Source organism: Synechococcus sp. PCC 7336, from assembly GCF_000332275.1.
GTDB lineage: Bacteria > Cyanobacteriota > Cyanobacteriia > Thermostichales > PCC-7336 > PCC-7336.
On record NZ_CM001776.1, the window covers coordinates 337,242 to 363,888 of the forward strand.

General features: G+C 55.2%; 28 protein-coding genes and 1 riboswitch. Of the genes, 19 read left to right on the forward strand and 9 right to left on the reverse strand.

From position 1 onward, the window contains the following. Positions 1-251: 251 nt before the first annotated feature. Positions 252-1,736, reverse strand: a complete 1,485-nt coding sequence (locus SYN7336_RS27585) for a DUF1565 domain-containing protein (protein WP_017324179.1) — start codon at positions 1,734-1,736, stop codon at positions 252-254. A 30-nt stretch (positions 1,737-1,766) separates the two neighbouring features. Then, entirely contained in the window at positions 1,767-1,904 is a 138-nt protein-coding gene (locus tag SYN7336_RS30380; protein ID WP_017324180.1) for a hypothetical protein, read from the reverse strand. A 35-nt stretch (positions 1,905-1,939) separates the two neighbouring features. Here SYN7336_RS30380 and SYN7336_RS01675 point away from each other — a divergent pair, with 35 nt between their 5' ends. The 7 genes from SYN7336_RS01675 (at position 1,940) to SYN7336_RS01705 (ending at position 9,124) form a co-directional block, all read left to right on the forward strand. After that, positions 1,940-2,245 carry a DUF4090 family protein gene (locus tag SYN7336_RS01675; RefSeq protein ID WP_017324181.1) on the forward strand — a complete coding sequence of 102 codons (306 nt, stop codon included), beginning with the start codon at positions 1,940-1,942 and terminating at the stop codon, positions 2,243-2,245. Positions 2,246-2,457: 212 nt separating this feature from the next. Then, positions 2,458-2,703 (forward strand): RNA-binding protein, encoded by a 246-nt coding sequence (locus tag SYN7336_RS01680; RefSeq protein ID WP_017324182.1) that lies wholly within the window; start codon positions 2,458-2,460, stop codon positions 2,701-2,703. Between the two features lie 184 nt (positions 2,704-2,887). Then, positions 2,888-3,076 carry a 30S ribosomal protein S21 gene (gene rpsU / locus SYN7336_RS28505; protein ID WP_071590721.1) on the forward strand — a complete coding sequence of 63 codons (189 nt, stop codon included), beginning with the start codon at positions 2,888-2,890 and terminating at the stop codon, positions 3,074-3,076. 530 nt (positions 3,077-3,606) lie between these two features. Next, a complete protein-coding gene (gene ald, locus SYN7336_RS01690; RefSeq protein WP_017324184.1) occupies positions 3,607-4,689 on the forward strand; it encodes an alanine dehydrogenase in 1,083 nt (360 codons plus the stop codon). Positions 4,690-4,969: 280 nt separating this feature from the next. Beyond that, positions 4,970-6,157, forward strand: a complete 1,188-nt coding sequence (gene recA, locus SYN7336_RS01695) for a recombinase RecA (protein ID WP_017324185.1) — start codon at positions 4,970-4,972, stop codon at positions 6,155-6,157. Positions 6,158-6,307: 150 nt separating this feature from the next. Further along, a riboswitch (SAM riboswitch) is annotated at positions 6,308-6,448 on the forward strand. Between the two features lie 162 nt (positions 6,449-6,610). Further along, positions 6,611-7,861 (forward strand): methionine adenosyltransferase, encoded by a 1,251-nt coding sequence (gene metK / locus SYN7336_RS01700; protein ID WP_026100602.1) that lies wholly within the window; start codon positions 6,611-6,613, stop codon positions 7,859-7,861. Between the two features lie 954 nt (positions 7,862-8,815). Further along, positions 8,816-9,124, forward strand: a complete 309-nt coding sequence (locus SYN7336_RS01705; protein ID WP_017324187.1) for a hypothetical protein — start codon at positions 8,816-8,818, stop codon at positions 9,122-9,124. Positions 9,125-9,202: 78 nt separating this feature from the next. Here SYN7336_RS01705 and SYN7336_RS30385 read toward each other — a convergent pair whose 3' ends face one another. Continuing rightward, positions 9,203-9,352, reverse strand: a complete 150-nt coding sequence (locus tag SYN7336_RS30385; RefSeq protein ID WP_156819984.1) for a hypothetical protein — start codon at positions 9,350-9,352, stop codon at positions 9,203-9,205. A 90-nt stretch (positions 9,353-9,442) separates the two neighbouring features. Between SYN7336_RS30385 and SYN7336_RS01710 the strand changes: the two genes are divergently transcribed. Then, entirely contained in the window at positions 9,443-10,183 is a 741-nt protein-coding gene (locus tag SYN7336_RS01710; RefSeq protein WP_162139075.1) for an alpha/beta hydrolase, read from the forward strand. Between the two features lie 35 nt (positions 10,184-10,218). On the opposite strand, the gene SYN7336_RS01715 is transcribed toward SYN7336_RS01710, so the two are convergent. Then, a complete protein-coding gene (locus SYN7336_RS01715; protein WP_017324189.1) occupies positions 10,219-12,012 on the reverse strand; it encodes an SLC13 family permease in 1,794 nt (597 codons plus the stop codon). A 290-nt stretch (positions 12,013-12,302) separates the two neighbouring features. Between SYN7336_RS01715 and SYN7336_RS01720 the strand changes: the two genes are divergently transcribed. Further along, positions 12,303-12,728, forward strand: coding sequence for an FHA domain-containing protein (locus tag SYN7336_RS01720; protein ID WP_227498580.1), 426 nt, complete (start codon positions 12,303-12,305; stop codon positions 12,726-12,728). 110 nt (positions 12,729-12,838) lie between these two features. On the opposite strand, the gene SYN7336_RS01725 is transcribed toward SYN7336_RS01720, so the two are convergent. Further along, on the reverse strand, positions 12,839-13,267 hold the full coding sequence (locus tag SYN7336_RS01725) for a single-stranded DNA-binding protein (RefSeq protein WP_038025672.1): 429 nt from the start codon (positions 13,265-13,267) through the stop codon (positions 12,839-12,841). 245 nt (positions 13,268-13,512) lie between these two features. On the opposite strand from SYN7336_RS01725, the gene SYN7336_RS01730 reads away from it, so the two are divergent. The 3 genes from SYN7336_RS01730 (at position 13,513) to SYN7336_RS01745 (ending at position 14,854) form a co-directional block, all read left to right on the forward strand. Next, the gene (locus tag SYN7336_RS01730) at positions 13,513-13,791 is read left to right on the forward strand and encodes a hypothetical protein (RefSeq protein ID WP_017324192.1); all 279 of its coding nucleotides are present in this window, start codon (positions 13,513-13,515) and stop codon (positions 13,789-13,791) included. A gap of 92 nt (positions 13,792-13,883) precedes the next feature. Then, positions 13,884-14,453, forward strand: coding sequence for a thylakoid membrane photosystem I accumulation factor (locus SYN7336_RS01735; RefSeq protein ID WP_156819985.1), 570 nt, complete (start codon positions 13,884-13,886; stop codon positions 14,451-14,453). A gap of 113 nt (positions 14,454-14,566) precedes the next feature. Next, positions 14,567-14,854, forward strand: coding sequence for a hypothetical protein (locus SYN7336_RS01745; RefSeq protein WP_017324195.1), 288 nt, complete (start codon positions 14,567-14,569; stop codon positions 14,852-14,854). Positions 14,855-14,866: 12 nt separating this feature from the next. Here SYN7336_RS01745 and SYN7336_RS01750 read toward each other — a convergent pair whose 3' ends face one another. After that, positions 14,867-15,067: a hypothetical protein gene (locus tag SYN7336_RS01750; protein WP_017324196.1), complete on the reverse strand. Its 201-nt coding sequence runs from the start codon at positions 15,065-15,067 to the stop codon at positions 14,867-14,869. A 224-nt stretch (positions 15,068-15,291) separates the two neighbouring features. Beyond that, on the reverse strand, positions 15,292-15,513 hold the full coding sequence (locus tag SYN7336_RS01755) for a hypothetical protein (RefSeq protein ID WP_026100605.1): 222 nt from the start codon (positions 15,511-15,513) through the stop codon (positions 15,292-15,294). A 249-nt stretch (positions 15,514-15,762) separates the two neighbouring features. Between SYN7336_RS01755 and selD the strand changes: the two genes are divergently transcribed. The 4 genes from selD to SYN7336_RS23955 all read left to right on the forward strand — a co-directional run bounded on the left by selD (position 15,763) and on the right by SYN7336_RS23955 (position 20,334). Beyond that, positions 15,763-18,045 carry a selenide, water dikinase SelD gene (selD, locus tag SYN7336_RS01760; protein WP_026100606.1) on the forward strand — a complete coding sequence of 761 codons (2,283 nt, stop codon included), beginning with the start codon at positions 15,763-15,765 and terminating at the stop codon, positions 18,043-18,045. 21 nt (positions 18,046-18,066) lie between these two features. Continuing rightward, positions 18,067-18,888 (forward strand): YdcF family protein, encoded by an 822-nt coding sequence (locus tag SYN7336_RS01765; RefSeq protein ID WP_017324199.1) that lies wholly within the window; start codon positions 18,067-18,069, stop codon positions 18,886-18,888. Then, on the forward strand, positions 18,857-19,894 hold the full coding sequence (locus SYN7336_RS01770; RefSeq protein WP_369791868.1) for an FTR1 family protein: 1,038 nt from the start codon (positions 18,857-18,859) through the stop codon (positions 19,892-19,894). Before SYN7336_RS01765 ends, SYN7336_RS01770 begins: the two co-directional genes overlap by 32 nt. Before the next feature lie 152 nt (positions 19,895-20,046). Continuing rightward, a complete protein-coding gene (locus SYN7336_RS23955) occupies positions 20,047-20,334 on the forward strand; it encodes a hypothetical protein (protein ID WP_202951131.1) in 288 nt (95 codons plus the stop codon). Between the two features lie 87 nt (positions 20,335-20,421). Here the strand turns inward: SYN7336_RS23955 and SYN7336_RS01785 are convergent, their stop codons facing one another. Next, positions 20,422-21,900, reverse strand: a complete 1,479-nt coding sequence (locus SYN7336_RS01785) for a hypothetical protein (RefSeq protein ID WP_017324202.1) — start codon at positions 21,898-21,900, stop codon at positions 20,422-20,424. A 76-nt stretch (positions 21,901-21,976) separates the two neighbouring features. Here SYN7336_RS01785 and rapZ point away from each other — a divergent pair, with 76 nt between their 5' ends. Both rapZ and yvcK read left to right on the forward strand, forming a co-directional pair. After that, positions 21,977-22,990, forward strand: a complete 1,014-nt coding sequence (rapZ, locus tag SYN7336_RS23960; protein ID WP_227498581.1) for an RNase adapter RapZ — start codon at positions 21,977-21,979, stop codon at positions 22,988-22,990. Beyond that, on the forward strand, positions 22,983-24,311 hold the full coding sequence (gene yvcK / locus SYN7336_RS01795; protein WP_017324204.1) for a gluconeogenesis factor YvcK family protein: 1,329 nt from the start codon (positions 22,983-22,985) through the stop codon (positions 24,309-24,311). The genes rapZ and yvcK overlap by 8 nt, the downstream gene beginning before the upstream one ends. Before the next feature lie 308 nt (positions 24,312-24,619). On the opposite strand, the gene SYN7336_RS23965 is transcribed toward yvcK, so the two are convergent. After that, the gene (locus tag SYN7336_RS23965; protein WP_017324205.1) at positions 24,620-25,060 is read right to left on the reverse strand and encodes an NAD-dependent epimerase/dehydratase family protein; all 441 of its coding nucleotides are present in this window, start codon (positions 25,058-25,060) and stop codon (positions 24,620-24,622) included. Positions 25,061-25,587: 527 nt separating this feature from the next. On the opposite strand from SYN7336_RS23965, the gene SYN7336_RS01805 reads away from it, so the two are divergent. Then, positions 25,588-26,271, forward strand: coding sequence for a Uma2 family endonuclease (locus tag SYN7336_RS01805; RefSeq protein ID WP_017324206.1), 684 nt, complete (start codon positions 25,588-25,590; stop codon positions 26,269-26,271). Positions 26,272-26,647 lie beyond the last annotated feature (376 nt).

Genomic DNA, 26,647 nt, shown 5'->3' on the forward strand with positions numbered 1-26,647 from the left:
TGGCTTGAATACCGCTCAATGGTACGTCGACGGAACTCTGCATAGGAGCTCAGTAGGAGAGTGGCGTCGTGCAACCGAAGCTAATCATCGCCTTCCCCGCCTCCCAACCCTCAACTGGAACTGGACTCAAGTCCCCCAGAATGGGGGATTTAGGGGGCGAATGCAGCGAACCACAGCGCTAGTGAGAGGGTCTAATAGACACATTCTCAAAACTACGGATCTCTGCTTAGACGGGGTTTAACTGGTCACATCTACTGCACCGCTCCCTGCACCTTCAACAATGCCAGATCGCTGCCCTCCACATTCAACGGCAGACCCGTAATGTTGTTAATGTCAAACTGGCCGTTTTGACCGAGAGTATTGCCCTGCACTACTGGAGCCGCCTTATCCACCACCACAATGCCATCCCGCGCATTACCCAGAATCAGATTTTCCCGCAACACCGGTCGAGCCTCGCCAGACACCACCACCCCACTGAGGTTTTCAGCAATGGAATTCCCCGCAATCACCGGACTGGCAGTTTCACTCACCGCAATTCCGTACCCACTCCGCTGAATCGTATTTCCCTCGAACAAACCGCCACTTTCACGGGTAAAAGACACCCCATTCCCCCCGTTATCCACAAACAGATTATTCCGCACCTCTGGAGCCGCAGTCCCCGAGGCAAACACCCCTTCGCGGTTGTTATGGGTAAAAGTGTTGTTGAGAATTGCGGGCGAACCCGACTCAATCCAAATACCAGTGCCCCGCAGATTGGGGTTTGTAAACGCAATGCCAGAAATTTGGGCGCGATCGCCTGCCACCACCGTCACATTTTGTTTGGCCCAAGTGCGACTGAGATAATCTCCGCCCCCCACAATCGCAATGCCACTTCCTTGCGTCAGCTCGTCCCCCCGCAATAAAGTATCCGGCCCGATTTCCAGCGGAAAAATCTCCCCCGAATCGCTGCTGTAAATCCCCGGTCCGAGCTGAATCGTATCCCCCGGCTGCGCTGCCGCCAATGCCAGTGTAATGCTGCGATACGGACTGTCTAAAGCCCCCGTACCGGCATCTGTACCGCTCACTGGATCGACATACCAAATCGACGGAGCTGTCGCGACGGCATCGGGGACGACTTCCTCGAAGACAGGGCGATCGGGCAGATCCCCTGCATTCCCTAGCTCGCCGCTCGCAGACGAGTCCCCCTCCACAACGTCCGAGCCAACTCGAGCGCTGGTAACGCGACCGAGAACGTGGGTAGCCCGCACCGATTGCCCGTCGCGGAAGGCTGCAGAGGCGCGGCGATAGACGCGGTTGCTGGCCGCCAGATCGCGCCCGTCGCACTGGAGGAAATGCTCCACCGAACGCACCAGCGCGGGGGAATCGTTGCGCTCGAACCGCTCGCGGCGGCGATCGACTCGGTCGGCAGAGGGTCGAGGGGGCAGTGCGGGCCACCAAATCCCGCTATCGTCAGGACCGGAAACAGCCCCGAGTGGCTTTTCGCCATTGCGATTGATTAACTCCGTACTGTCAAACCACTCCGTCCGGTCCCGTTGGGCATTGCCGCTCGTACGAGGGGAATAAATCACTCGCCAAGTGTAGGTGGCTCTGGCGACAGCAGCTTGGCATTGGCTAGTAGCAATCGGTTCGGTTTCGGTGGAGCAACTGGCTAATACCAGGGCGATCGCCAGCGATAGAGCAGCTTTCCAGTGAAAAGGGCCAGCGATCTGGCGTTCGGGCGTCAATGGCATGGGCATAAGAGGACTGTCCCAGTTCCGACAATAGTTTTAGTGTCCTGCAAAGACTGCCGCGAGGGGAATCGTATAGCGGAAAACCCCGTGGCGATCGCCCGCAAGTTTACCTGCATTCTCCCCACGTCCTGCCTGAATATCGCAAGCGGGCTTTGCAACGGTATCGCAGTCCACTAGAGTAAACCTGAAGTCTGCGGCGATCGCCTTTCATGTTTGCTGAATCCACCTCCTCCGAACCCTCTGCGAGGGGCGCTGAAGCTGTCGATGCAGCGATCGCTCGCGGTGTCGATCTGGATGGCTCCCCCATTCCGGCAGACAAACTCGCTCTCTATAACCAAGTCATGGCTCTCGAAGCCAGCCGCAAGCGCAGTGGCGTCACCAACTCGATGCGATCGCGAATTGTGCGGATTGGTGCCAAGCATATTGAGCGGGAGACCCTCAACAAAATGCTGCTCGAAGCCGATTTTGCCCCCCTGAAACCGAAAGAGATTGCCTTCTATTACGGCGATCGGTAAGCGCTGCGGTCGCACGATCGGTATCGGGCCGTATTGCGGTCAGAACTGATGTTGGATTTTTTTTAAAGCGAATGACCGGAATACTGCAATCCGTGCTAGCCTGAGCTTCGGAATTGTTTTCGGTTACAGCGTTTGTTATCTGTCGAATTGTCGATTTCTGCAGACCTCTCCGAACTCTCCAGCCCTTTAGTAGTTCTCTCAGGAGGTCGCAGATGACCATTTATGTTGGCAATCTGTCGTTTAAGGCGACAGAAGCTGATATCACTGATGTCTTTGCCGAGTACGGTACGGTCAAGCAGGTCAAAGTACCCACCGATCGCGAAACAGGCCGCATGCGCGGTTTTGCCTTCGTAGAGATGGAGTCAAAGGCTGAAGAAGAAGCTGCAATCAAAGATCTAGACGGTGCAGACTGGATGGGTCGGACGTTGCGGGTGAATGAAGCCAGACCTCGGACCTAATTGAGACTGTGTAGGCGGCAGTTCTTTGCCGCCTGCAGCAATTGTTGACTTCGAACATAGCAGCCACCTCTGTACCTCGGCCTAGGTGCGTTAACTCTCCTCTAACCGTTTGGTTTTGGCTGTTCGGCGATCGGTGCCCGTTCTGCAATATCCGGCACCCAGAACATCCAGCCAAGGAAGATTGATGACCCAAATTTTAGTGGGCGACCGAGAACAGATTGAGTCGGCCCTGCGTCGATTTAAGCAAAAAGTATCCAAGGCAGGCATTTTTTCCGATATGAGGCGGGTGCGACATTTCGAGACCCCCGCAGAGAAGCGCAAGCGCAAGGAAAAAGCGCGGCGCAGATCTCGACGCAGATTTGGGCGGAGGTAGCGATCGCCTTTCCAGACTTTGCCTGGAGATTGCAGCACTCAGAACAATCTAACGAAGCCAACACCCTCTCACAAGTCCCCCACTGGTGATACTGCTGGCCAATTTAACATTTAGAAATATTGGCATGGTGCAAGTCCTCTGCATGGCCCTCACCCCCGGCCCCTCTCCCAAACTTGGGAGAGGGGAGAAACAGCCGAAAATCCTTACGGGGCCTTGTTCCCCTGCCCCCAAAGTTGGGGGTAGGGGTTAGGGGAAGGGGGCCACAGGCATCTAGACAAATGGCCAATGTTTCGGAATATGAATTTCGCCAGCAGCATCACTGGTGGAGGAGGGGGTTGAGTGCAATGTCCGAATACTCCAGGTCTCAACCTAGATGCTGACTGTATTGTGGCCTTTCATCTCCGCCCAGACACAGAAAACGACACCGGTAGCCCCCAAGCCTAAAACATGTCCCACAATAGGGGGGGCGGAGAGCGGAGCTGTTCCGGTTCAAACCGCTCGACTCCAGTCGTGATTCCCCCGGAGACTGCATGGAGATTGGCGTTCCCAAAGAAATCAAAGATCGGGAATTTCGCGTCGGCTTGAGCCCCGCCAGCGTGAAAGCACTCTGCAATGCCGATCATGCAGTATTTGTACAAACCCAAGCAGGCGTTGGATCTGGCTTTGCAGATGCAGACTACGAACAAATGGGAGCCAGTATCGTTGCCGATGCCGCTGCCGCTTGGAACCGAGAGCTGGTGGTGAAGGTCAAAGAACCGTTGCCTGACGAGTATGGCTTCCTGCAGAAGGGGCAGATTTTATTTACCTACCTGCATCTGGCGGCAGCCCAGACCCTCACAGAACAGGCGATCGATAGCGGCATAACGGCGATCGCCTACGAATCGGTAGAAGCCAATGGCACCCTGCCCCTACTGATCCCCATGAGCATCATCGCCGGACGACTATCCGTACAATTTGGAGCGCACTTTTTGGAGCGGCAGCAGGGGGGGAGCGGCGTGCTGTTGGGAGGCATTCCCGGCGTGCGATCGGGGCGGGTGGCGATCGTAGGGGGTGGCGTTGTGGGTACTGAAGCAGCCCGCATGGCGATCGGGATGGGAGCCCAAGTCCAAATTTTAGATATCGACGTCAACCGTCTCGCCTATTTAGAAAGCCTATTTGGTGCCCGGGCAGAGCTGCTCTACAGCACCGCCGCAGAGATCGAGGCGATCGTACCCGCAGCCGATTTATTAATCGGTGCCGTCTTAATCCCCGGCAGGCGCGCGCCCCATTTAGTCAAGCGAGACACCATCGCCAAGATGCGAGAGGGGTCCGTCATCGTAGATGTGGCAGTCGATCAGGGGGGCTGCATCGAAACTATCCGCCCCACCTCCCACAGCCATCCCACTTATATCGAGCAAGGCGTCATTCATTATGGCGTCCCCAACATGCCCGGTGCAGTACCTCGTACCGCGACGCAAGCGCTCAACAACAGTACGCTGCCCTACGCGATCGAGCTGGCCAATTACGGACTGAAGGCGCTGGAGCTGAATGCCGGATTGAACGCAGCGGTGAATGTGCGCGATCGCCAACTGGTCCATCCCGCCGTGCGAGAGGTCTTTCCCGACTTGGCTTAGATTTCAGCAAACTCCTGCCAGAAAGATTCGGTTGACGAATTCGTACAAAACCGTTAATGTGGCTAACATATTCGCCGTTTAAAGTGAATATTCGCGTAAAAGCGCAAGCTATTCCTGCAATATTACGGGTTCTGCCCACTGGATATGCTGAGTTTGAGTTGGATGCCGTTCGGATCGGGCAAGTTGTCTGTCTGTCAGCGTTCCCTCCATCTGAAGCCGATTCCACCATTTGCTGGTTCGAACCCTATTCGACCGTTCGTTTGTTTGGAGACCCCCAACCATGCCCCGCACCTCCAATGGCAGAGCCAAAACCCCGGCAGCTAAAACTCCATCGGCTCAAGCAAAAATCCCTCAATCCACCCCATCCAAACCAGAGCTGTCCCCCGAGCATGCAGCCAAACAAAAGGCTTTGCAGGCGGTTCTGGGTCAAATCGAGCGCAACTTCGGCCAAGGGGCGATTATGCGGTTGGGGGAAGCCTCCCGCATGCAGGTGGAAAAAGTTTCGGCGGGTGCCTTAACACTCGATTTAGCTCTGGGCGGAGGCTTGCCGAAAGGTCGCGTGATTGAAATCTACGGACCAGAATCTTCGGGTAAAACCACCTTGGCCCTGCATGCAGTAGCAGAAGTCCAAAAGCAGGGGGGCACAGCTGCGGTGGTGGATGCCGAGCACGCCCTCGACCCCGCTTATGCAGCTGTATTGGGCGTCAATGTGGACGAGCTACTGATTGCTCAGCCGGACACTGGCGAAGCGGGCTTAGAAATTGTGGACCAGTTAGTGCGATCGGCTGCGGTGGATGTCGTAGTTGTGGATTCGGTGGCAGCCTTGGTGCCTCGGGCGGAGATCGAGGGGGAAATGGGGGATGCTCACGTGGGTTTGCAGGCGCGCTTGATGAGTCAGGCGCTGCGCAAGATTACGGGCAGCATTTCTAAAACTGGTTGCACGGTGATTTTTCTCAATCAGTTGCGCTCCAAAATCGGCGGTATGGGATACGGTCCTCAGGAGACCACTACTGGCGGTAATGCGCTGAAGTTCTATGCGTCTGTGCGATTAGATATTCGCCGCATCCAGACCCTGAAGAAAGGAACTGAGGAGTATGGCATTCGGGCTCGCGTCAAGGTGGCAAAGAATAAAATCGCTCCCCCCTTCCGTCGGGCTGAATTCGATATTTTGTTTGGCAAGGGAATTTCAAACCTGGGCTGCATTATTGACTTGGCTGAAGAAGCCAAGATCGTTGTACGCAAGGGCGCTTGGTATAGCTATAAGGGTGACAATATTGCCCAGGGCAGAGATAACGCGATCGCCTATCTTGCAGAGAATGCTGATGTTCGAGAAACAATTGAAACTCAATTGCGCTTGGAACTGGCGGCTGGCATGTCGGTGTCGGCCAATTCAGTTGCTTCCCAGGTCGAGGAGCGAGATGAGAGTATTAATCATTCAGATGTGGAGCATGGTTCAAACGAGAGTTAGACTCGCAGTCTGTCACTCAATCCTTCAAGCCTAGCCCAGTAGGCTTGAGTTGCCTCTGACTCGTCCTTAAAGTGTTACCTCACCGCTATCCAGTTTGAACCAGTCCAAAATTTGACTTTCGATCGCACTGACTTTAGGATGACTATCACGGCTTTATCCAGAGCAGCTGAGGGACTGGCCCTTTGACGCTGCGGCAACCTAGCAGTTCGAGCGCATTCCGCTTGTCGGAAGCACGAGATCGCTGCCACGGTGCCAAATCCTGCGGTTGAACGGAAGACCGACAGATAAAGAGCAAGCCTTGTCTGATACGACTGTGGATTCGCTCCGTTCTTATTGGTAAGTCTCGATGGTAGGGACTGATGCCTCGAGGCAGCCCTACCCTCTGATGCTGCAGGATGCTCGGTTGAGAAATTGCTCGACAAAGCCCGAGGGTCTGAGTACAGGAGAATTCCATTGACTAAACGATATCTCTTCACATCCGAGTCGGTGACAGAAGGTCATCCCGACAAAATCTGCGATCAGCTTTCCGACACCATCTTGGATGCCTTGCTGGCTGAAGATCCGGCCAGTCGAGTTGCTGCCGAAGTGGTGGTCAATACCGGCTTGGTGTTGGTGACGGGGGAAATTTCTACCCAGGCCAATATCAATTACACCCAACTGGTGCGAGATAAGATTGCCGAGATTGGCTACACCGATGCCAATAATGGCTTTGCCGCCAATAGCTGCTCGGTCTTAATTGCCTTAGACGAACAATCGCCCGATATTGCCCGAGGCGTGGATGTTGCCCTCGAAAATCGCAGCGGCGGCGACGATGTATTTGACTCTGTGGGCGCGGGCGATCAAGGCTTGATGTTTGGTTTTGCCTGCAACGAAACCCCCGAGCTGATGCCCCTACCCATTAGCGTGGCGCACCGTCTCACTCGCGGTCTGGCACAGGTACGCAAAAACGGTACGCTGCCTTACCTCAGACCCGACGGTAAATCGCAGGTAACGGTGGCCTACGAAGATGGTCAACCGGTGGGTATCGATACGATTCTGATTTCGACCCAACATGCCGAGACCCTGGGCGAGCTAACCGATAACGGGCAGATTCAAACCCGCATTGAGGCAGATCTACTGAAGTACGTCATCGGTCCCGCCTTTGCCGATTTGGCGGTGAAACCGGATGGCGAGACTCGCATTTTGGTCAATCCGACGGGCAAGTTTGCGATCGGCGGACCGCAGGGGGACTCCGGCCTGACGGGGCGCAAGATTATTGTGGATACCTACGGCGGCTATTCTCGCCACGGCGGTGGTGCCTTCTCCGGCAAAGATCCCACTAAAGTCGATCGCAGTGCAGCCTATGCCTGCCGGTATGTAGCCAAAAATATTGTGGCGGCAGGGTTGGCCCAAAAGTGTGAAATCCAAGTGAGCTATGCGATTGGCGTAGCTCGTCCGGTCAGCATTTTTGTCGAAACCTTTGGCAGCGGCCGTATTTCTGAAGAGGAACTGCTGGCTCTAGTCGAGCAGCACTTCGACTTGCGTCCGGCAGCGATCGCCGCTCACTTCGGACTGCGTGCATTGCCCCAAGAGCGGGGTGGCAAGTTCTACCAACATGTAGCCGCCTACGGTCACTTCGGGCAAACTCACCTCGATCTGCCCTGGGAACGCACGGATAAAGCTGAAATACTCACAGAGGCTGCCGTTTCTGTGGCAGCGGCCTAGAGCTCCAGCAGTCGCTGCATTTAGCTCGCCGAGGCACTCCCATAACGCCTCCTACATGCCGAAAATCGGATACGCTCTGCGCGCGGTGTTTGCTATCTGTTACAGGGGCTGCCCGCGCGCAAGTGTTGAGGGTACCCCTTCTTGGAGTTGCGATCGCTCCACCCCGAAGGGCAAAGCGATCGCTCATCACCACGTGACACGAGGCATACCTCTATAATTCCCACCGAATCAGTAAAAATACGTAAGCATCAGATAAAGCCTGAGACCTCCGTAAAGACCGGATAAAGATAACTGCATCGTGGCGATCTAATCCGACCTGCAGAAGATTCATCGAGTAATAGAATGATTTTACAGAACGCGGCTGAAGGATATATTTTACTTGAAGTCACAACTTTACAATCTTTCGATTCAAGCTAATTGATATAGCTCTCAATAGAGACAGTCTTGGCAGGTGTGGAAAGATCGGAAAACTCGCAGACTTCTATCTGAGGTTAAAGCCTGAGTATCCTGTTTTTAAATCAGAGCTCAGCGCAATAACAGACAATATTTTAGAAGTCGTTTGTAAACACATGTAACAATAAATTCAGCCCAATTGCTATTAAAGGCATTACTTACAAGAACTGCTCCAAAGCTATAAAACACAATGCTTTGGCAACATTCATTAATGAGGGGCATAGCCACAAAGGATTTGTTTGAAATTTCTATTTTGTCAGGATTTCGATGTTAGAAGACACTCGCAACCAGGAATTAACGGCCATTAATGTAGGTCTAATGTGACAAGTCTTATAATTAAACTAAAAGGAAAAGCCAGACTGAATCACAATGCATCTGGAGTGGGCCTGAGGTTGGAAACCCCATGACTGCAGATCGGAGTGTTCCACCTTGGCAGTGAGGGGTTCTGATTTCGAATTTGATTCTTTTTGAACGTTACCCTGACTTGAAAGGAAGTTTGTCATGAATATCCGTTGCAACATTGCTATTGCGGCAGCGGTAGTTGCCGGTAGTGCAGCGCTGCTGTCTTCAGCTCCCGCGATCGCCGTTCCCAAAATCATCAGGACGTTGGACGAGTTGGCTTTAGAACGCACGAACCGAAATCGTATTGTTCCTCTCAGCCGAATTCATGAGGCAGAACGCCAGCGGGAAGGGGTTGAGGTGGCAACTACCGAACCCGGTAGTTCGCTGTCAGCAGACGAGGTCGACGACGCTAGTCGCGATGAGGAATTCACTGAATACGTCCGCTCTTTACGCAAAGTCACCCACTGATGTAAACGTTAGTTTCGATTGCTCTTGCCACCCTCTTTCAGGCACATGACTTGAGAGAGGGTGACCGATCGGTGACTTCTATAACTTGCGGTGGCGATCGATAGCTTCCATCGGCGATGGGAGGGGCTGTGGAGTCTGCCGCATTTCCCCCTCACTCGTTCGCAAGCTAGCGGGAGCGGTACCGAACATCCAATTGCGGCGATCGCCCTCCCACCTATTTTTGGCCAACTGTTATAGTCAGGTCTGCAGAGCGGTATTCGCATCCGACGGTTTGTTTGGGCTCGTTCTGTTTGTTTAGGCTCGTTATAGGAGATGCTCATGCGCCGCGTGCGTCACTCTATTGCTTGGCTTACTGCCGCGATCGCCTCCGTGGCAACCTCGCCAGTTCTGGCAGCCGATGAAATGGTTATTTGGGTGGGACCGGCTAGTCGCAGTATCCCGATTGAAGACCTAGCGACCTATGCCGAAACCGGCGAAACCAGTCGCCAACTGCAGATCTACTTGAACGATTCGGGTCCAGAAGCCGCTGACGGCATTCGCAAAGCCCTCAATCTCAAAATTCAGCTAGACTTCGTTCCGTTCACACAGTACCTGCGCTCCGAAGGCGGTGCCTGTTTCTTGGGGCAACTTGCTACTGTTGTCAAACCACAAGCCAGTAATGTGAATGCCGTACAAGCACTGCGGGCGGGCCTGATTAATGCTTCAGCCCCTGACGGTCAGTTCAGCTTGTTGGAATTTTTGGAGAAATATCCCAATCGGCAAATTACGATCCAGCAAGACCAATTGGCTGGCAGCAGCGATCGCGCCACTCAATTTCGCGACCAGTTTCGACAACTTTTAGCCGATGCTGGCATTCCCACAGAGTTTGAAACCTCCGAAACCATCGAAGCAACCGCAGAAGCGGCAGCCGCAACTGAGACTAACGGGGAATCCCCTCAATCTGAGGCTGGCTTACCCCCCGTTATTCCCCTGACCGAGATCGATTACCAACGCTTGGCAGAAGGCTCGCGACAGATTTGCGAGCAGTTTATTGTCGGGACCGAGACCGGCAACCGTTAGGGGTAAGGCGAGATACGATCGCCTCCCCGCACGGATTACAGCCCGTAGATGCGGACAATCAGAAAGGGGGTTAGGAAGGTCAGCATTAAACTGAGGGGGGCACCGACGCGGGTGAAATCGAGAAATTTATAGCCGCCAGCAGTGTAAATCATGGTGTTGGTTTGATAGCCGATGGGGGTCATAAAACTGCAGGAGGCAGCAAAGGTGACCGCTAGCATAAACGAGAGCGGGTTCAAGCCCAAGCTTTCGGCGGCTTTGGCAGCGATCGGCAGCATCAACACCACCGAAGCATTATTGGACAAGATCTCGGTCAGTAGTGACGTTGCCAGGTAAAAGAACACCAAAATCCAATACCCGGTCAGCTCGCCACTGGCCCCCACGAACAGATCGGCCAGCCACTGCGTTGCCCCTGAATTGTCCATGGCAATCCCCAGCGGAATCAGCCCTGCCAACAGAAAAATAATGTCCCATCGAATGGCGGCGTAGAGTTCCCCCGGCTTGAGGCACCCCGTCAACACCATCAATACAGCCCCCAATAGAGCGCTGACCAGGATGGGTAACAGCTCGAATGCGGCTAGCAGGACTGCGCCCACCCCAATCGCCACTGCCACACCCGCCTTATCGGTGCGCAGTGTTTCCAGATCTCGTTCGTTAATGACGAGTAGGTCTCGGCTAGTTTGTAGCCCCAAAAAGCTCTGTTTGGGTCCCTGCACCAACAAAATATCGCCAAATCGCAGCGGTACTTTGCCCAAGCGTTCCCTCACCAGCTCTTGACCGCGCCGAATAGCTAACACCGTAACGTTATAGCGCTGCCGGAAGCGCAATTCTTTCAGCGTCGAGCCCACAACGCGGGCATTACCCAAGATCAAAACTTCGGCAATACCGTCTTCTTCAGTGACCAATTCTGGGGAGGGAGATTGAGAGTTAAATTTGCGCTCGGGCAAAATATAGATGCCTTTCTCCTGCTTGATTTTAAGGAGTTCTTCGCGATCGCACCTGACTAACAGAATATCCCCCACCTGCAGCAGTTTGTCCGCCAGTGGCTGGGGAAAGTGAGCGTCGTTACGAATGATTTCCAATACATCCACATCAAACTGTCGTTGCAGAGAGCTGGTCCGCAACGTTTGTCCGACCAAACTGGAGTCGGGGGCGATCGCAATTTCGCTCACATAGTCTCGCAATTGGTATCGCTGGGCGATCGAAGCCGAGTTGACCGGCTGGCGATCGGGCAAGAGTCGAGGGGCTACGATGGCCAAGTAGAGCAAGCCCGCACAGAAAGCCGACAATCCCACCCCCGTGAATAAAAACAGCGGAAATTCCCCATAGCCCAACCGCTGTGACAGGCCGCTAGCGAGCACGTTAGTGGAAGTGCCGATAACCGTGATGGTACCTCCCATAATCGAGAGATACGACAGCGGAATTAGCAGACGAGAAGCCGATATCCCTAACTTTTCTGCCCAGGTTTCAATCAAGGGTAAAAATGTGGGAACCACCGCCGTGTTGTTAATAAAGGCCGAGATCGGCCCCACCAATACCCCCAGTGTCACAATTTGCCGTGCCGGACTGCGCCCTCCCCACTGCAATAATATGCTCGTGACTGCCTGCAAAGCCCCCGTGCGGGCAATGCCCGCACTCAGCACAAACATCGCCATCACCGTGATCGTGGCAGGATTGCTAAAGCCCGAGATCCCCTCCGTGGGGTCCACCAACCCCAACACCATGAGCAGCACCATGGTAGAGATGGCTGTAATATCCACTGGCAGCCATTCAGCAATAAAGCTGACAAAGGCTAAGGCCAAAACCATCAGGGTAAGAATTGTTTGCATCATTCAACGGGAAAAGAGCGGGCTCGATCGATCTGGCACCAGCGAGGTGAGTTTCGCCTGCAGCCTCGTGTCTTACCCTATCGCTGACAGGGTAGTGTTAGGCATCGTCTATCCTCTGTATAGGATGGCACTTAAAAAATCGCCCCAGAAACGGGGCAGCTATTCTAAGATTGGGGATTGGCGATCGCCGATCGAATCTTCCCATCGGGTTGGATTTGAGAGGGCTCGTCTGGAAACCTCTAACGGGGCTCATTCCGCTGGCTGAATGGGCAGACTAGTAACGACTAGTAACAATGGAAGCAGCTTCTACAGACCGTATGTCAGATGTAGCTGACAAACAATTGCTCAATCATGCCTTGATTGTCAAAGACCGGAACGGTCCGAAGGCTTATTGGCTGACAGCCGAGGTGTATACCTTGGGGCGAGATGCGTCTAATAGTATACGAATTGATTCTCGTTTTGTCTCGCGCCAACACGCCCTGCTCTATCGCGTTAGCGATAGCAATGGAGGCTTTTTCTACCAAATTCTCGATGGCGATCCGAACGGCAATCCCAGCACCAATGGCTTGTATATCAACAACCAGCGAATTGACTTTTTCGATCTCCAGCATGGCGATGAAATTCGCTTGAGCTCTGATGTGACGGCAACCTATATCACGACCCCAAAAACCTTTGACTACATCCTATCCACCTACGAGCGCACGAAAATTGCAGGGTGACAGCGGCCCCCCCACCAGGAACTCAATGAAACTTATTTCACTCGAAACCTTCGCCAAGCGAGGGGTTCGGAAACTGCAAGGCGGAGACAGTTATTGCGGAGCCGTCTGGCTTAAAAGGGGATTTCATCCATCGCGGGCGAGGCAGCAGCAGGAGCTTCGACTTTAGGAGTGCTGGGACGCGGGCGAGAACTACTGGCACCGCTCGATGCACTGCGATCGCTGGCTCCTGCGGCTTCAAATTCGCCACTGACTTTGTAAATGCGACGGGCGCTAATTTCGGCCCGCTTCTCGTTGCGTCCGTCTCTTTCCACCGTATTGATGTGGAGTTGGCCCTCAATCGTGACGCGATCGCCCACAGCAAAGTTATCCACCACCTGCTGAGCAGTTTCCCCAAAGGCGGCCACCCGCACTTGGGCATCGGGTTCTCCCTGCCGCGAACTGGGAAAACTGACTAACAGAGAAGATACTGCCAAGTTGTCTGGCGTGTAGCGCATTTCTGGCTCGGTGACAATTTCGGCCATTAACACAATTGAGTTCATTGAATTCTCGGTCTCCGTAGAGCGGCAGCTAGGCAAATGACGTTCGTTCTAGGGTACTGACGCAAGCATGCGATCGCCAACCCCAGAATTACGCAAGCGCAACACTTCTGGGTCGAGGCTTCGAGCGGAGTCCGAGCGATCGCCTCGCAAGACCTGCCCCAATTCACCCCAAGCCGTTGCATGTAAATCTTCATCTTCAAACTGTAGGAAGAAACTTAAAATAAAATTAAGGAATGAGAGATCGAATGTTTTCTACCCTTTCCTACGAGCGATATACCGTACAAGTGCCACCTGAATCTATTCAGGAGGTGGCTGGTGTATTGCAAGATATGGGAGTTTCGATACGGCACAGGTCGGATGGCTCCCTCACAGCATTAATTCGCTACGGGCTGAAGGGGGCGCTCGATCGCATCGCGATCGTTCACGTCGAGATGCGCTTCTCCCACAATCGTCAAGAGCGCGAGCAGTGGCTGGAGATGTGTTGGCAGTTGCCCTTCGACCCGAACCCTCAAACGCAACCTTAGGGCAGGCAATCCTGTTGCAGCGCGAGGCGATCGCTCTGTCAATCTCCGTTCGCCGTTAAGATGAGAGGCGTCCTTCCCTACTGCTTACTGTTGTGGTTCCCCCGTACAAGTTTCAAGTCCCCACGCTTTTATCCCTCTGGCGGCGCTTGGCTGTGGGCATCTGCCTACTGCTGGCGATCGCGGTGACAGCACTGCCAGTGCGCGCCAGCATCGATAACGATCGCTACGACGGCAATATTTTTGCTCTCTACGGCTCCAATGGCAGCATCGTGCCCCCCCGCGTTTCGCTGGCCGACTCAATTGCTCAGCGGGTACCGACGCTGCTGGTGTTTTATGTGGAAGATAGCTCCGACTGCAAGCGCTTTGCGGCGGTGGTGGGCAATCTACAGGTGCGCTACGGACTGGGGGTGAATATTGTAGCCCTGAACATCGATGCACTCGCCACAGACGATCCGAATGGGCCGGGGCAGTATTTTGACGGACGAGTGCCCCAGACGCTGTTCTTCGATCCGGACGGTCGCATTACCTATAACCAAGTGGGCGATCGTCCCATCACAGAGGTAGAGAATACCATTCGAGCGGTATACAACTTAGAGCCCGTAGCAGAGGGAGACCTGCGACGCCAGCCGTTTAACGAGTTGCAGACAGGATTTGGTCGTTAGAGAGTCGTGCAGGCGATCGCAGGCACCGACCCAATGGGCAATCTCTGCCCAGAAAGGACAATGGCCTCAGGTGGGCTATTCTCGCGCTGAATGCTCCCTTTGCGGTTTTCCATATGGTATCGAACCCCTCCCCCACTCAACCGGCGATCGACTTAGCCGACTTGGAGCGGCGATTGCAGCAACTGCAAGTCCAACTGAGCGACTTGCAAGAGTTCGATCGCCTAGAAAAACTGCCGCCCGAAAGAGCGGCAGAAATGTTAGAGCAAATCCTGGACTTAGAAACCCGGATGCAAACTTATGTAGAAGGATTAGTTAGCTTTCCAGCAATTTTCTGGCAGGCTGTGCGCTGGGGAGGTCTAGGTGTATTGGTGGGGGTGCTGCTGCAGAGAATTGCGGGGTAGGGGGCAGCCAGCCTATTCGATCGAAATCGTTTGAGGACCGCTGGGAGGCTCGTCAGAATCGTCAGAGTCTGATGATACGGATACGCCCTGCTGTTTTAACCAACTTTTGAGCGGTTCTTGCTCGATATCGAGACGCAGCATCCCTGCCGCAAACCCTCCCAGAAAGGGAATGGGATTTTGCAGAATTTCCTTAACCATAGTTTGTTTTTCCATTAGTTCACCCTCATCATGGGCTGAATGCATTGTGCGGTTTCAAGCTCATTCAGTCGTCTCGTCGATCCTATCAGGCCAGACCTACAGCGTAACGGGAGATCTTGCCTGCGGCCGTCGGTCAACAGACTGCAGCTTGGAACTCAGCCTCCCACGGCTTCACCTGCCCATCGCCTCCGCACCTCCTCCCGAAGAAAAGTGGGCAGAAAGTCTATCTCTCTCACAATTTAGTGGGGTTGACTGTGGGCTCGATAATTGACATCCACCCAGCATTGCGGCAGAGGCTCTCCTGAGGGAAAAGTTAGATGAGATTTGTTGAAATATTCGGCATCTTGCATCTCTTCACCCGCATGCAAACACCCCATGACTTTATTGATATTGGGATCGAAGAGACCTTCCAAAGACATAATCTCTACCAGAGCCCCGCTGGAAGTGTGTTTCACGAACATACTTGCTCCCAGGTCATAGAACCCTAACAACTCCAGGTATAACACCTCTATTTGTGGGGGATTTACAAGAACTGTGAAGTCTGGGAGGAAGCCGGCGATCGCCGCAGTCAGACACCTACAGCTGGAGGGCAAGGAATAAAAAGAGAGGCGTAAGTTGGATCTCAGCTATAGAACTTGCTGCCGGATTATATTAGGAGGGTTGAGTCTCAGCTCGGCGCGAAGCCTATCCCTCAACGGCACGTCAACACTATGCACCCACAACCAACTCTGCGGGATCTCGTTCTGATCGGGGCCGGCCACAGCCACGCGATCGCCCTCAAACTTTTCGGTATGAACCCCATACCGGGCGTGCAAATCACCCTCATTACAGAGACTACCTATACCCCCTACTCGGGCATGCTGCCGGGATACGTTGCCGGGTACTACAGCGTCGATGACTGTCATATCGACATGCGCCCTCTAGCTCAATTTGCCAACGCGCGCCTCTACCTCGATCGCGCGATCGGTCTGGACCTAGAGAATCAAACTGTGCGCTGCGCCAATCGCCCCCCCGTCCCCTACGATGTTCTCTCCATCAATATCGGCAGTATTCCCACCAAAGCCAATGTTCCCGGTGCTGAGAAGTATGCCATTCCCGCCAAACCCATCCGCCACTTTCTGGAGCACTGGCAACAGGTGGTCAAAAATATTACTCGCCAACCCGATCGCCCCTGGCGACTGGCGATCGTGGGAGGGGGCGTTGGCGGCGTAGAACTGTCGCTAAACATGCGATCGCGCCTGCACGGCATCCTCAAACAAGCCGGACAGCCGACATCGAACCTGACGATTCACCTGTTTCAACGGGGTCGCAAACTTGCCCCCGATCTCAATGCTAAGGCCCGCCAAATTTTGCTGAATAATCTGCTGCGCCAGGGTATCGAGGTGCATTTGGAGCAGACGGCGATCGAGGTCCAGCCCAATCGCGTCCTTTGCCAGTCGGGCTTGGCAGTAGACTGCGATCGCATCTTTTGGGTTACCCAGGCCAGCGCTCAACCGTGGCTTGCTGCAGCAGGGTTAGCCACTGACAAACGCGGTTTCATCGCCCTGAAAGATACCCTGCAATCCGAATCTCACCCCAATGTTTTTGCGGCTGGAGATATCTCCGCCGTTACCTGCCATCCCCGCCCCAAAGCCGGAGTCTTTGCCGTCCGCCAGGGCAAACCCCTATACGACAATCTCCGCCGCCACTTGCTGGGAGAAGCCTCCAAGCCTTTCAAACCCCAACAAGACTTTTTGCGCATTGTCGGCACTGGCAACAAATCTGCTGTTGCCACCAAGTGGAACTGGGCATGGCAATCTCCCCTAATGTGGCGGTGGAAAGAATGGATCGAATTTCGGTTTATGGGCCAGTTTCGCAATCTCGATCCCATGCCCGCCAGCGATCGCCCTGCATTGCCCCAAGGCATGGCAGACCCCGAGACGATCGGCGAGCTCTCCAACCTAAACATGCGCTGCGGCGGATGCGGCTCGAAGGTGGGCAGTACGGTCTTGAGTCGAGTCTTGCAGCGATTGCAATTGGAGCTCGGAGCGTCAGAGCGATCGGCAGATATTCTCGTCGGTCTCGACAGCCCGGACGATGCCGCCATCTTGCAAGTCCCCACCGACCAGGCAATGGTCCAAACCCTCGACTATTTCAAAACCCTGCTAGACGATCCCTATCTATTCGGCCAAATTGCCACCCACCACTGCCTCAGCGACTTGTTTGCGATGGGGGCAACAGGGCATAGTGCTTTGGCACTGGCAACCCTTCCCTATGCCAGCGAGGAGAAGGCGGAAGATACGCTATTTCAGCTCCTAGCTGGAGCAACCGAGGTCTTGCGCGAAGCAGGAGCGCAGTTGATTGGCGGGCATACCGTGGAGGGGGCCGAGTTGGGATTTGGCCTGACTTGTAATGGGTTCGTTCGTCCCGATCGCATTTTGCGCAAGAGCGGGCTCAAACCGGATCGGGTGCTACTGGTCACGAAAGCGATCGGGACGGGGGCTTTATTTGCGGCTCACATGCGATTGCGGGCAGATGGTCGCTGGATTGATGCGGCGGTACAGTCAATGTTGCAATCCAATCGAGCAGCAGCGCTGTGTTTGCAGCGACACGGAGCAACTGCTTGTACCGATATCACGGGCTTTGGGCTGTTGGGGCATTTGCTGGAAATGGTCGAGGCTTCTGGAGTGAGCGTTCAGCTCGATCTGTCGGGCGTACCCATCTTGCCGGGGGCGATTGACGTGTTTCAATCGGGCACGACCAGCTCTTTGCACCCTCAGAATGCGCGGGCGGCTCGGGCAATTAGGGATATTGAGGCGATCGATCGAGATCCCCGCTATCCTGTCTTGTTCGATCCGCAAACATCTGGGGGATTGCTGGCGGCAGTGGATGTGGCGCGGGCCTCGGGATGTCTTGCAGAACTCCACAGCTTGGGCTACGAACACAGCAGTATTATCGGTTGCGTTGTCGAGCGCGACGACAACCTCCCTCCCATTCAACTCAGAGCCCTATAGCCGTTTTGGGGCGAGAGGACAATGCAAGACTCCTTCCTCACCCCGGCAGTGTTTCTGTTCTTGTCGAAACTTCTGCCGCTGTTCGTCTATCCGTTGGGATTGGGCTGCGGCTTGGTGCTGGTGGCTTTGGGATTGATGTGGAAGCGGCCTCGAATGGCGGCGATCGCTCTTTCTGTAGCATTTTTGACACTCTGGCTGAGCAGCACCGCCCCGGTCTCTGATGGGTTGGTGCGATCGCTAGAGCGGCGGCAGGTTCCGACTGGGCCTCTACCGACTGCCGATGCCATTGTGGTGTTGGGTGGAGCAACCAAGCCCTCGCTGCCGCCGCGACCGGGGGTGGATGTGGGCGAGGCGGGCGATCGCGTCATTTATGGCGCGCAGCTCTTTCGCGAGGGTAAGGCTCCTGTCATTTTGTTGAGCGGCGGGCGCATCCGCTGGCGGAATGGGGGACAGCTGTCTGCTACTTCGGAGGCGGAGGATATGGCGCAGTTAATGGAACTGATGGGGGTGTCTCGGCAGGCGCTCGTGTTGGAGCCGGATTCCCTCAACACTTACGAAAATGCCACTAACATTGCTGTCATTTTGGAGGGGCGGGGAATTCGGCAGATTTTATTGGTCACTTCCGCCCTGCACGTGCCGAGGGCGTTGAGCATTTTTCGCCATTTGGGCATTGAGGCGATCGCCGCCCCCACCGATTTTCTCGTCCCCGACTCGCCTGACTCTCCATCGCTGGAACAAAGCCTTTTGGATATCCTCCCCGACGCCGAGCGTCTGGCTCATACGACCCGCGCGCTCAAGGAATATTTGGGCTTTGCCATCTACCGGCTGCGCGGCTGGCTCTAAAGTTGGGCGGGTAGCATGGAAGCGATCGCCACAGTGGCAATCGCCGAGTTTGGAGCAATTAGCAATGGATTGGAGTCCGGCAATTCCAGCGTTTGTGGTGACGCTGCGGGAGGGGGTCGAGGCGGCACTGGCGGTCGGCATTGTGTTGGCCTATCTCAATCGTGTCGGTCGACAACAGCTCTATCGCTGGGTATATGCCGGCATTGGCGCGGGGGTGGCGGGCAGTGTGGTGGTGGGGTTGCTGTTGCGCTGGGGGATAACGGTGGCGAGTGAAGTGCGACCCGAGTACGCGCCTGCGCTGGAGCCGCTGCTGGAAGGGGCGATCGGAACGATCGCGATTGTCTTGCTCAGTTGGATGCTGGTGTGGATGGCAAAGCAAGCCAAGCAACTCAAGGGGGAAACCGAGCGGGCGGTGACAGCAGCCTTGGATCGCGATCGCGGCGCAGCCTTGGGAATTGCCAGTTTGGTCTGCGTAGCGGTGTTGCGGGAGGGGTTCGAGTTGGCCTTGTTCCTGCTGGCGCAGGTGCAACAGGGCTGGATGTCGGTGACGGGGGCGATCGCCGGTCTAGGGGGGGCAGTGGCGTTCGGGTTGCTGCTGTTTCGCTGGGGGATTCGCATCAATATCGGCCGGTTTTTCCAGGTGATGGGGGTGCTGCTGTTGGCGATCGTGGCGGGATTGGTGGTTTCGGCGCTAGCGGATTTTGACGAAGCAACATTGGCTCTATCGCAACTGCAGAATTTTCCCCAATTGTGCCGGACAGACTCGCCGGTCTGCTGGCTGGGACCGCAGGTGTGGAATTTGCACGAGATTCTGCCCCAACGACAATTTCCGGGGATGGTGCTGCGATCGCTCTTGGGCTACACCGATCGCCTCTACCTAATGCAGGCGATCGCCTATGGAGGTTTTTGGGCGATCGTCGGCGGTCTCTATACCCGCAGTCTGGGCAGCCAGTCTCCCACACCGCCACCTACAACTCCGACTGAAGGGGAAGTCCCCGCGCCATAATGCAGTGCTGGGAATTCCACCGCAGCAGGAGGAAGTCCCGATCGCCCCACCGCAAGGCTATAAGGCTTGAATGATTTTGAGACAGGTCAGTATCGATCCTTCCAAGAGTTTGCTGACGAACAGCGCAGCAAGCATAATTTAGCCACAGATTCGTGAAGTACCGTATCGAGATTTCAAGTGTGGCAGAGGCCGAGGCAGATAGTGCATTTCGACAGTTCTCGCAAACCACCTCTCCAGTACGATCGGGTCAATGGTACGCAGGATTGCTGCAAGCTATTGAGTCTTTGGCTCAAATGCCGAAACGCTGTTCGCTAGCACGAGAGAATGAGTATTTCAGCCAAGAAATTCGGCAACTACTATATGGCAAAGACAGAACGGTAGATTGCGGGTTTGAGGCTGTTGCTCCCCTCTCCCAAGTTTGGGAGAGGGGCTGGGGGTGAGGGCCATACAGAACCATCGAACTCAGGTCAAATTAACGCTATTATTTTGGCTGCCTGCCGGTGAGCTGTGTCAGCTCCACCGCAAGGCTACTGGAGCACCGCCATTCCTCGATCGTAAATCTCGCGGGCGTAGTCAGTCCAAGTGCCTTGACCCCAATAGCGAAAACAACTGGTTTGCAGCAGTAAATTATGCAGGAGGGCTTGTTGGTAGGTAGCCGTTTGCGTAACGGCAGGATTCTGCAAATCCGCTGCAGAGTATCTCTGGTGAAAGCGGGCACTCAACTCATACATCGGTTCCAACACATTGCCGTACCCCTGCACCCAACTGAGATTATTGGTCCACGAGGCCCCCTCCGTATGGAAATGGGGGTCGTTCTGTTTGAGGTCGGCGATCGCCGCCTCCACCCGCGCGGGGCTCGCCTCCTCGCCCTCCAGCCGCTGCCAAATCTTGTGCTGCCCTGTCGCCTGACAGGCGGGGTAATCTGCGGGATTCGCACCCGCCGCCTCAATTAACTCCAGATATTCTGTCCCGTTGAAACCTACAACGCGATCGCCCCCATCCCGAATCGCTTCCCACACCGGCCCAAAATCGCGCGGAAACTCGTTCATCATCACGCCGCCATTTTCCCCATCCGCAATCTGGCTGACCAAACTGGGTACCTCCACCCTCCCGAGCTGCTGCCGATCGCGTCCTTTGGCCTCGTGATAGGGCTGCATTTGGGCCACCAACTTCGTATCGGACCCTTGAGTTTTAATCAGCACAGTGATGCTGGCGATTTCTCCGCGAGCATTGCGCGCCACCAACCGATTGGGAATGTATTTGTCGTCGTGGGGCAAGGGCGACCCATCCAAGCGCTCGACACTGTGCTCCTGCACTAACAACCAGCGATAGCCGCACTCCTTCAAGGCTTTGATGTATTCGAATAGGGTGTCGGGATGGTTGGGCAAGTGCATTTCGGGGGGCGAGAAGCCCTTGACCCGTGCCAGCGCCTCCCAGCCAAAGATCGCGGCGAAATGGTGCTGCCATGCTTGAATGTGCAGTTTGAGGTCGGGAATGGGGGTGGACGGTACCACCGCGTGACTCCACATCGTGCCCAGCCATTCCACATAGGGCCAAAACTGGCGATCGCAGGTAATCCGCTTCAGGCTATCCAGAACGTCGTGACGTCCCATCTGCCGCAGCCCCCACAGCAGATTGCCCGAATAATCCAACATAATGCGGGGGGTGCAGCCCCGCGCCACTAAGTCGGGAATAAATTCCCCCATGCGGCTATAGCACCAGGCAAAGACACCGGCATTGTGGTTATCGCCCTGCTGAGGATGCTCGAACATGGCTTGCAAGTTGCCAATCAGTTCGCCATTGGCTCCAGCCGGGATGGTGGGTTGATGCATGTGCAGCGCGCAGGCAAACCCCGCGCGAATGCTCTCTAGGTGCAAATTGGTAACGGGCAGCCACACCGGTTCGTCCGCTTGTGTGACAGCAGTTACCTCTGCTTCCCAGCCGCAGAGATTGGGAAGCTGCGATCGCACCTCCGGGAACTCCAAAACCGCCCGTTCGCTCGCCATTGCCATACCCTTGCCTCAAATGCGATCGACAAAATCCAATCACCGGACTCTGCTGACTCCATTCAATGCGAATTGTTTGGCTGCCGCACCCATTGCGACGAACGATCTAGAGAGCGCCCTCACTCGAAAAGCCACCAGCTCGATCCCCGATTCCCCTAAAATGTGCAACATGGATCGTCCCTCACCCACCCTCGTCCTAACCGGCCTCTCTGGTGCAGGCAAGAGCTCTGCCTTGCACTATCTCGAAAACTTGGGCTACTTTTGCGTAGACTCAATTTTGCCCCACCTCAGTTTGGAACTACTGGAGCAATTGCAGTCCTACTACCCTCAAGTGGCACTGGGGCTGGAATTGAGCCGGAAAGAATTTCTGGCTGATTTCGATCGCATCTCAGCTCCCCTCCAACAGCGACAGATCCCGCTGGTGTTTTTGGATGCTGCCGACCCCGTCTTGGTCCAAAGATTTAGCGCCAACCGCCGTCGTCACCCCTTCAGCGATCGCGCCGACGGGCTGCTTGCGGCCATCCAGCAAGAACGCCAACTGCTGCAGGCAGTCGAGCGCCAGAGCACCCACACCATCGACACCACCCAACTATCGCTGCGTCAACTGTACGCTCGTCTAGAACCCATTGCCCTCGGCAACGAACAGCCTCCTCTAACAGTCTCCTTAGCCAGCTTCGGCTTCAAGTATGGGGTTCCCCTCGATGCCAACTTAGTATTCGACATCCGCTTTCTGCCCAATCCCTATTACATCCCCGAACTGCGATCGCTCACGGGCCGAGATCTGCCCATTCAAGAATTCTTATTCGGCAACGAAACGGCCCAATCCACCTACCGCCAAATTCTCAACACCCTCAGCCAATTTCTGCCCCACTATTTGGCAGAGCGGCGCACGCAGGTGCTCGTGGCGATCGGTTGTACGGGGGGGCAACATCGTTCGGTGGCATTTGTGGAGCGGTTGGCATTGGGACTGCGCGACGAACTCTTGCCCAGTACTGCTTACCAACTACAAGTAACCCACCGCAATCTGAGCCACTCTCAAGCCGAAATTGCCGCTCTGGCTCGCCCTGGCAGAGGAAGCAATCGTGACTGATCTCAAACTGCGTCGTTCCGTCGATCAATTGCGCAAGTGGCTGTTGCCGGGGCTATCGGTCAAGCGGTGGCTCTCGTTAGCCTCGCTCGGACTCGTGCTCTTTATCATCGGCTTAGCCATTTGGGTGGATCTCTCCCCCATTTTTCGCCTGCAGCAGTTGGTGGAAACGGTACTGCGATCGATCACCAGGGTGGTGCCCAACAAGATTAGCGGTCCGCTGGTGCTGGTGACGGGGTTGGGGCTGATTCTGTTGGGCTTGCGACGCACGGTGGGTTCCATTACCGAAGTGCTGATTCCCGAGGGGGACGAGGAAGAACTGGTTGACAAGCTGCTGACGAACAAGCGGTTGCGGCGCGGTCCCAAGATTGTGGTAGTGGGGGGCGGAACCGGTTTATCGACGCTATTGCGGGGGTTGAAACATTACAGCAGCAAGATTACGGCAGTGGTGACGGTGGCGGATGACGGGGGGTCGTCCGGGCGGTTGCGGCGGGAGATTGGGGGGTTGCCGCCGGGGGATATTCGCAACTGTTTGACGGCCTTGGCCAGCGAAGAAAAGTTGCTGACGGAGCTGTTTCAATATCGCTTTAAAGAGGGGGAAGGGCTGTCCGGCCACAGTTTTGGCAATTTGTTTATTACGGCTCTGTCAGAGGTGACGGGGCGGGATTTGTTGCGGGCGATCGCCGCAACCTCTCAGGTGCTGGCAATTCGCGGTCAGGTGCTGCCGTCTACGCTGGAGGATGTCACCCTGTGGGCGGAGATGTCTGACGGGCGTTGGGTGGAAGGGGAATCGAAGATTGCGAAGGCCAAGGGGCAGATCGTGCGGGTGGGGTGCAATCCGCCACAACCGCAGGCGACGCGAGAGGCTGTGGAGGCGATCGCGGCGGCGGATCTGATTGTGTTGGGGCCGGGGAGTTTGTATACGAGTGTGATCCCCAACCTGTTGTCCCCCGAGATTGTGGAGGCGATCGCCCGCAATTCGGCCCCTCACATTTACGTCTGCAATATTATGACCGAGCCGGGGGAAACCAGCGGTTACACTGTGAGCGATCACGTCATGGCGATCGACAAGGTGGCGGGCAGGCGGCTGTTTGACGGGGTCTTAGTGCAGAAGTATTCCCCATCCGAGCGGGCACAGCAGCGCTATCACTCGCTGCAGTCGGAGTTTGTGAAACTCGATCCCGAACGATTGGCTTATCTCAACTGTCGTGCCGTGCTGGCAAAGGTCATGCGAGAAGATGCCGAGACGGGCTTGGTGCGACACGATTCGGATCGGCTGGCGGCGATGTTGATGCGCTGGTACGGGCGCCACAAGCTAGATTAGGGGGTGTTACGCTACTGATACCCCGTATTGGGTGGGTGGAAGACTGAGATCGCTACGAAGTCATTGACGACGATCTCAGTCTCGTGAATTGCATCGCCAGGAGCAATCCTCCACGCCAATTCAGCAATCCATCGTTCTTTGCTGAGTGTTGCGCTTGCTTTTGGGCTTGCTTATCGGTATCCATCGAGAACCTCGTCGAGAAAGGATTGATGGTCATACCTTAGCTGTTGCTACTTCAACGCATTATTTGCGCAGTTTCAGCCTGCTTGCAAATCTGGGATGCACTCAAAGGCTTTGAGGTACCTGTGTCAGGAAGCCCGATCGAGCACTGCATCTAAGAGAATTTCTGCCCCATCCCGTACCGGGTCGGCACAAGGGAGATTGGTCAACTTTCTCATTTCGCCGACTGCCTGTTGGGCTTCTACTGCATCTAAATGATGGGTGTTGAGAGCGATCGCCGCTACCTTCGACTGCGTAAAAATTCCACCCCCCCCAGCCAATGCCTCATACATGTGAATCACGTCCGGTAACGGTGGAATTTCGAAGTTAGGAAAGGTGTGATTGTGGGTTTGTCCGGCCCGATGAACCAAGATGAAGTGAGTGGGTTGGCAGCCCCGAATGAGTGGAAGTATGGCAGTAGAACCCGGGTGCAATAAAGATCCTTGCCCCTCAACATGCAGAATGTCCGCCTCGCGGCCGTAACGCATCGAGATCTGCTCCACTGCTCCTGCCGCAAAATCTACTCGCACTGCATCCTGAGAAGAACGCGAGAGGCGTCAATCTCCGAGCTCGATGCTCTTTTAAAGGCTGAAATCTCAGTCTATCCGATTTTGGTCATTCGTTTTCACGGTCGGGTAGAGAGGATTCCTTCAGTGTTTAGACTTCAGTGTTTAGACCAGCTTTGCATTCCCTGTTTCTCTCGCCTTCAGTGCCGAGAGTGTCACAAGATTTAGCCATGCACTGTTGGGAGCCTCCCCAGGCTGAAGCCCCCCTGCCAGAAAACCCAATCATCCCCCACTTGACTCTCAATCACTCAGGTAACCTGATATCGACTGCAATACCACAGATCGTAGTCTCTTTTTATGACTATCCTCCAAAGACTGAAAGGCTGGCTATGTATAGCCTTCAACTCTGGCCTGGAAGCGAACTATTGCCCACCTGACTCACCCAACCCAACCGTATGAAAGCCTTCCCTCTTGCCATCAAGCTCGAACGATCGCTTTGAGCTCTAACCCACCTCGCTACGATAGAGTAAGCTCAGCTCGGAGCGAACCCGATGGTCCAGTTCCAACCCCGCCAACACCTCCCCACTCAAGACGAACTGCCCGAAACTGACTTTGCCCCTGTGGATAGCGAATTGCAAGTGCTTGTCGCCAGCCTCTTGGGCGATCTCCTTGCTTGGCACTGGCGCGATCGCACCGATTGGTTCTGGGGCATTAATTTAGCCGTCTATTACGACCCCGAGAAACCTTCCATTGCCCCCGATGGCTTCTTGAGTCTGGGAGTCGAGCGGCTCCCTCGAAAGGGCGGCAGACTCAGCTACGTCGTCTGGGATGAGGGCGAGCTGCCGATTCTGGTGGTGGAATACGTCTCCCGCACTTACGGGCAGGAGTACGGCTCCAAGCTGGAAGACTACGCCCGCATCGGTGTGTTGTATTACGCGATCTACAACCCGGAGTACTGCACTCGCAAGCGGCGTCAGCCCTTAGAGGTTTATCGGCTCGAAAGCGATCGCTACGTCTTGCAGACGGGGGAGCCGGTTTGGCTGCCGGAGATTGGGTTGGGCTTGGGAAGCGAGTCGGGAACCTATCGAGGCTGGTCGAGAGACTGGTTGTACTGGTATGACCGAGAGGGGAATCGACTCACTGCTCCTACTGAGGTCGCGGAGCAGGAACGACTGTTGCGCGAACAACTGCTGGACAAACTCCGGCAAAAGGGAATCGATCCCGATACGCTCTAGCTGAGTGACTTCACATCCAATGGCTTCACTCAACCCAGAACTCGTTCAACTCGCCCGCAACTTTATATTTGGCAAAATACAGTACGCTGCCGATATCGACCGTCGAACGGGTGCGCTCTGACACCCTCTTCAGCGCTTGGGTCAGTGCCCTACGCCAAGATCTTCAAAAAAGAAGGGGTGGAAGCCTTGCTGGCTCGATTCAACCACTCGCCAGCACCTCCCTTGGGTGCTTTTGCCTATGAACGGGTGAGGCTGGACTCTTGATGCCGGGGATGTTTTTAGTCGGCTGCTGCGTTTCGGTTGGGCAGGCGATCGAAGAGATCCTATTGATTGACGATCGAACCCCGTCCCGATAGGCCCCTCTAATTCTGGCCGG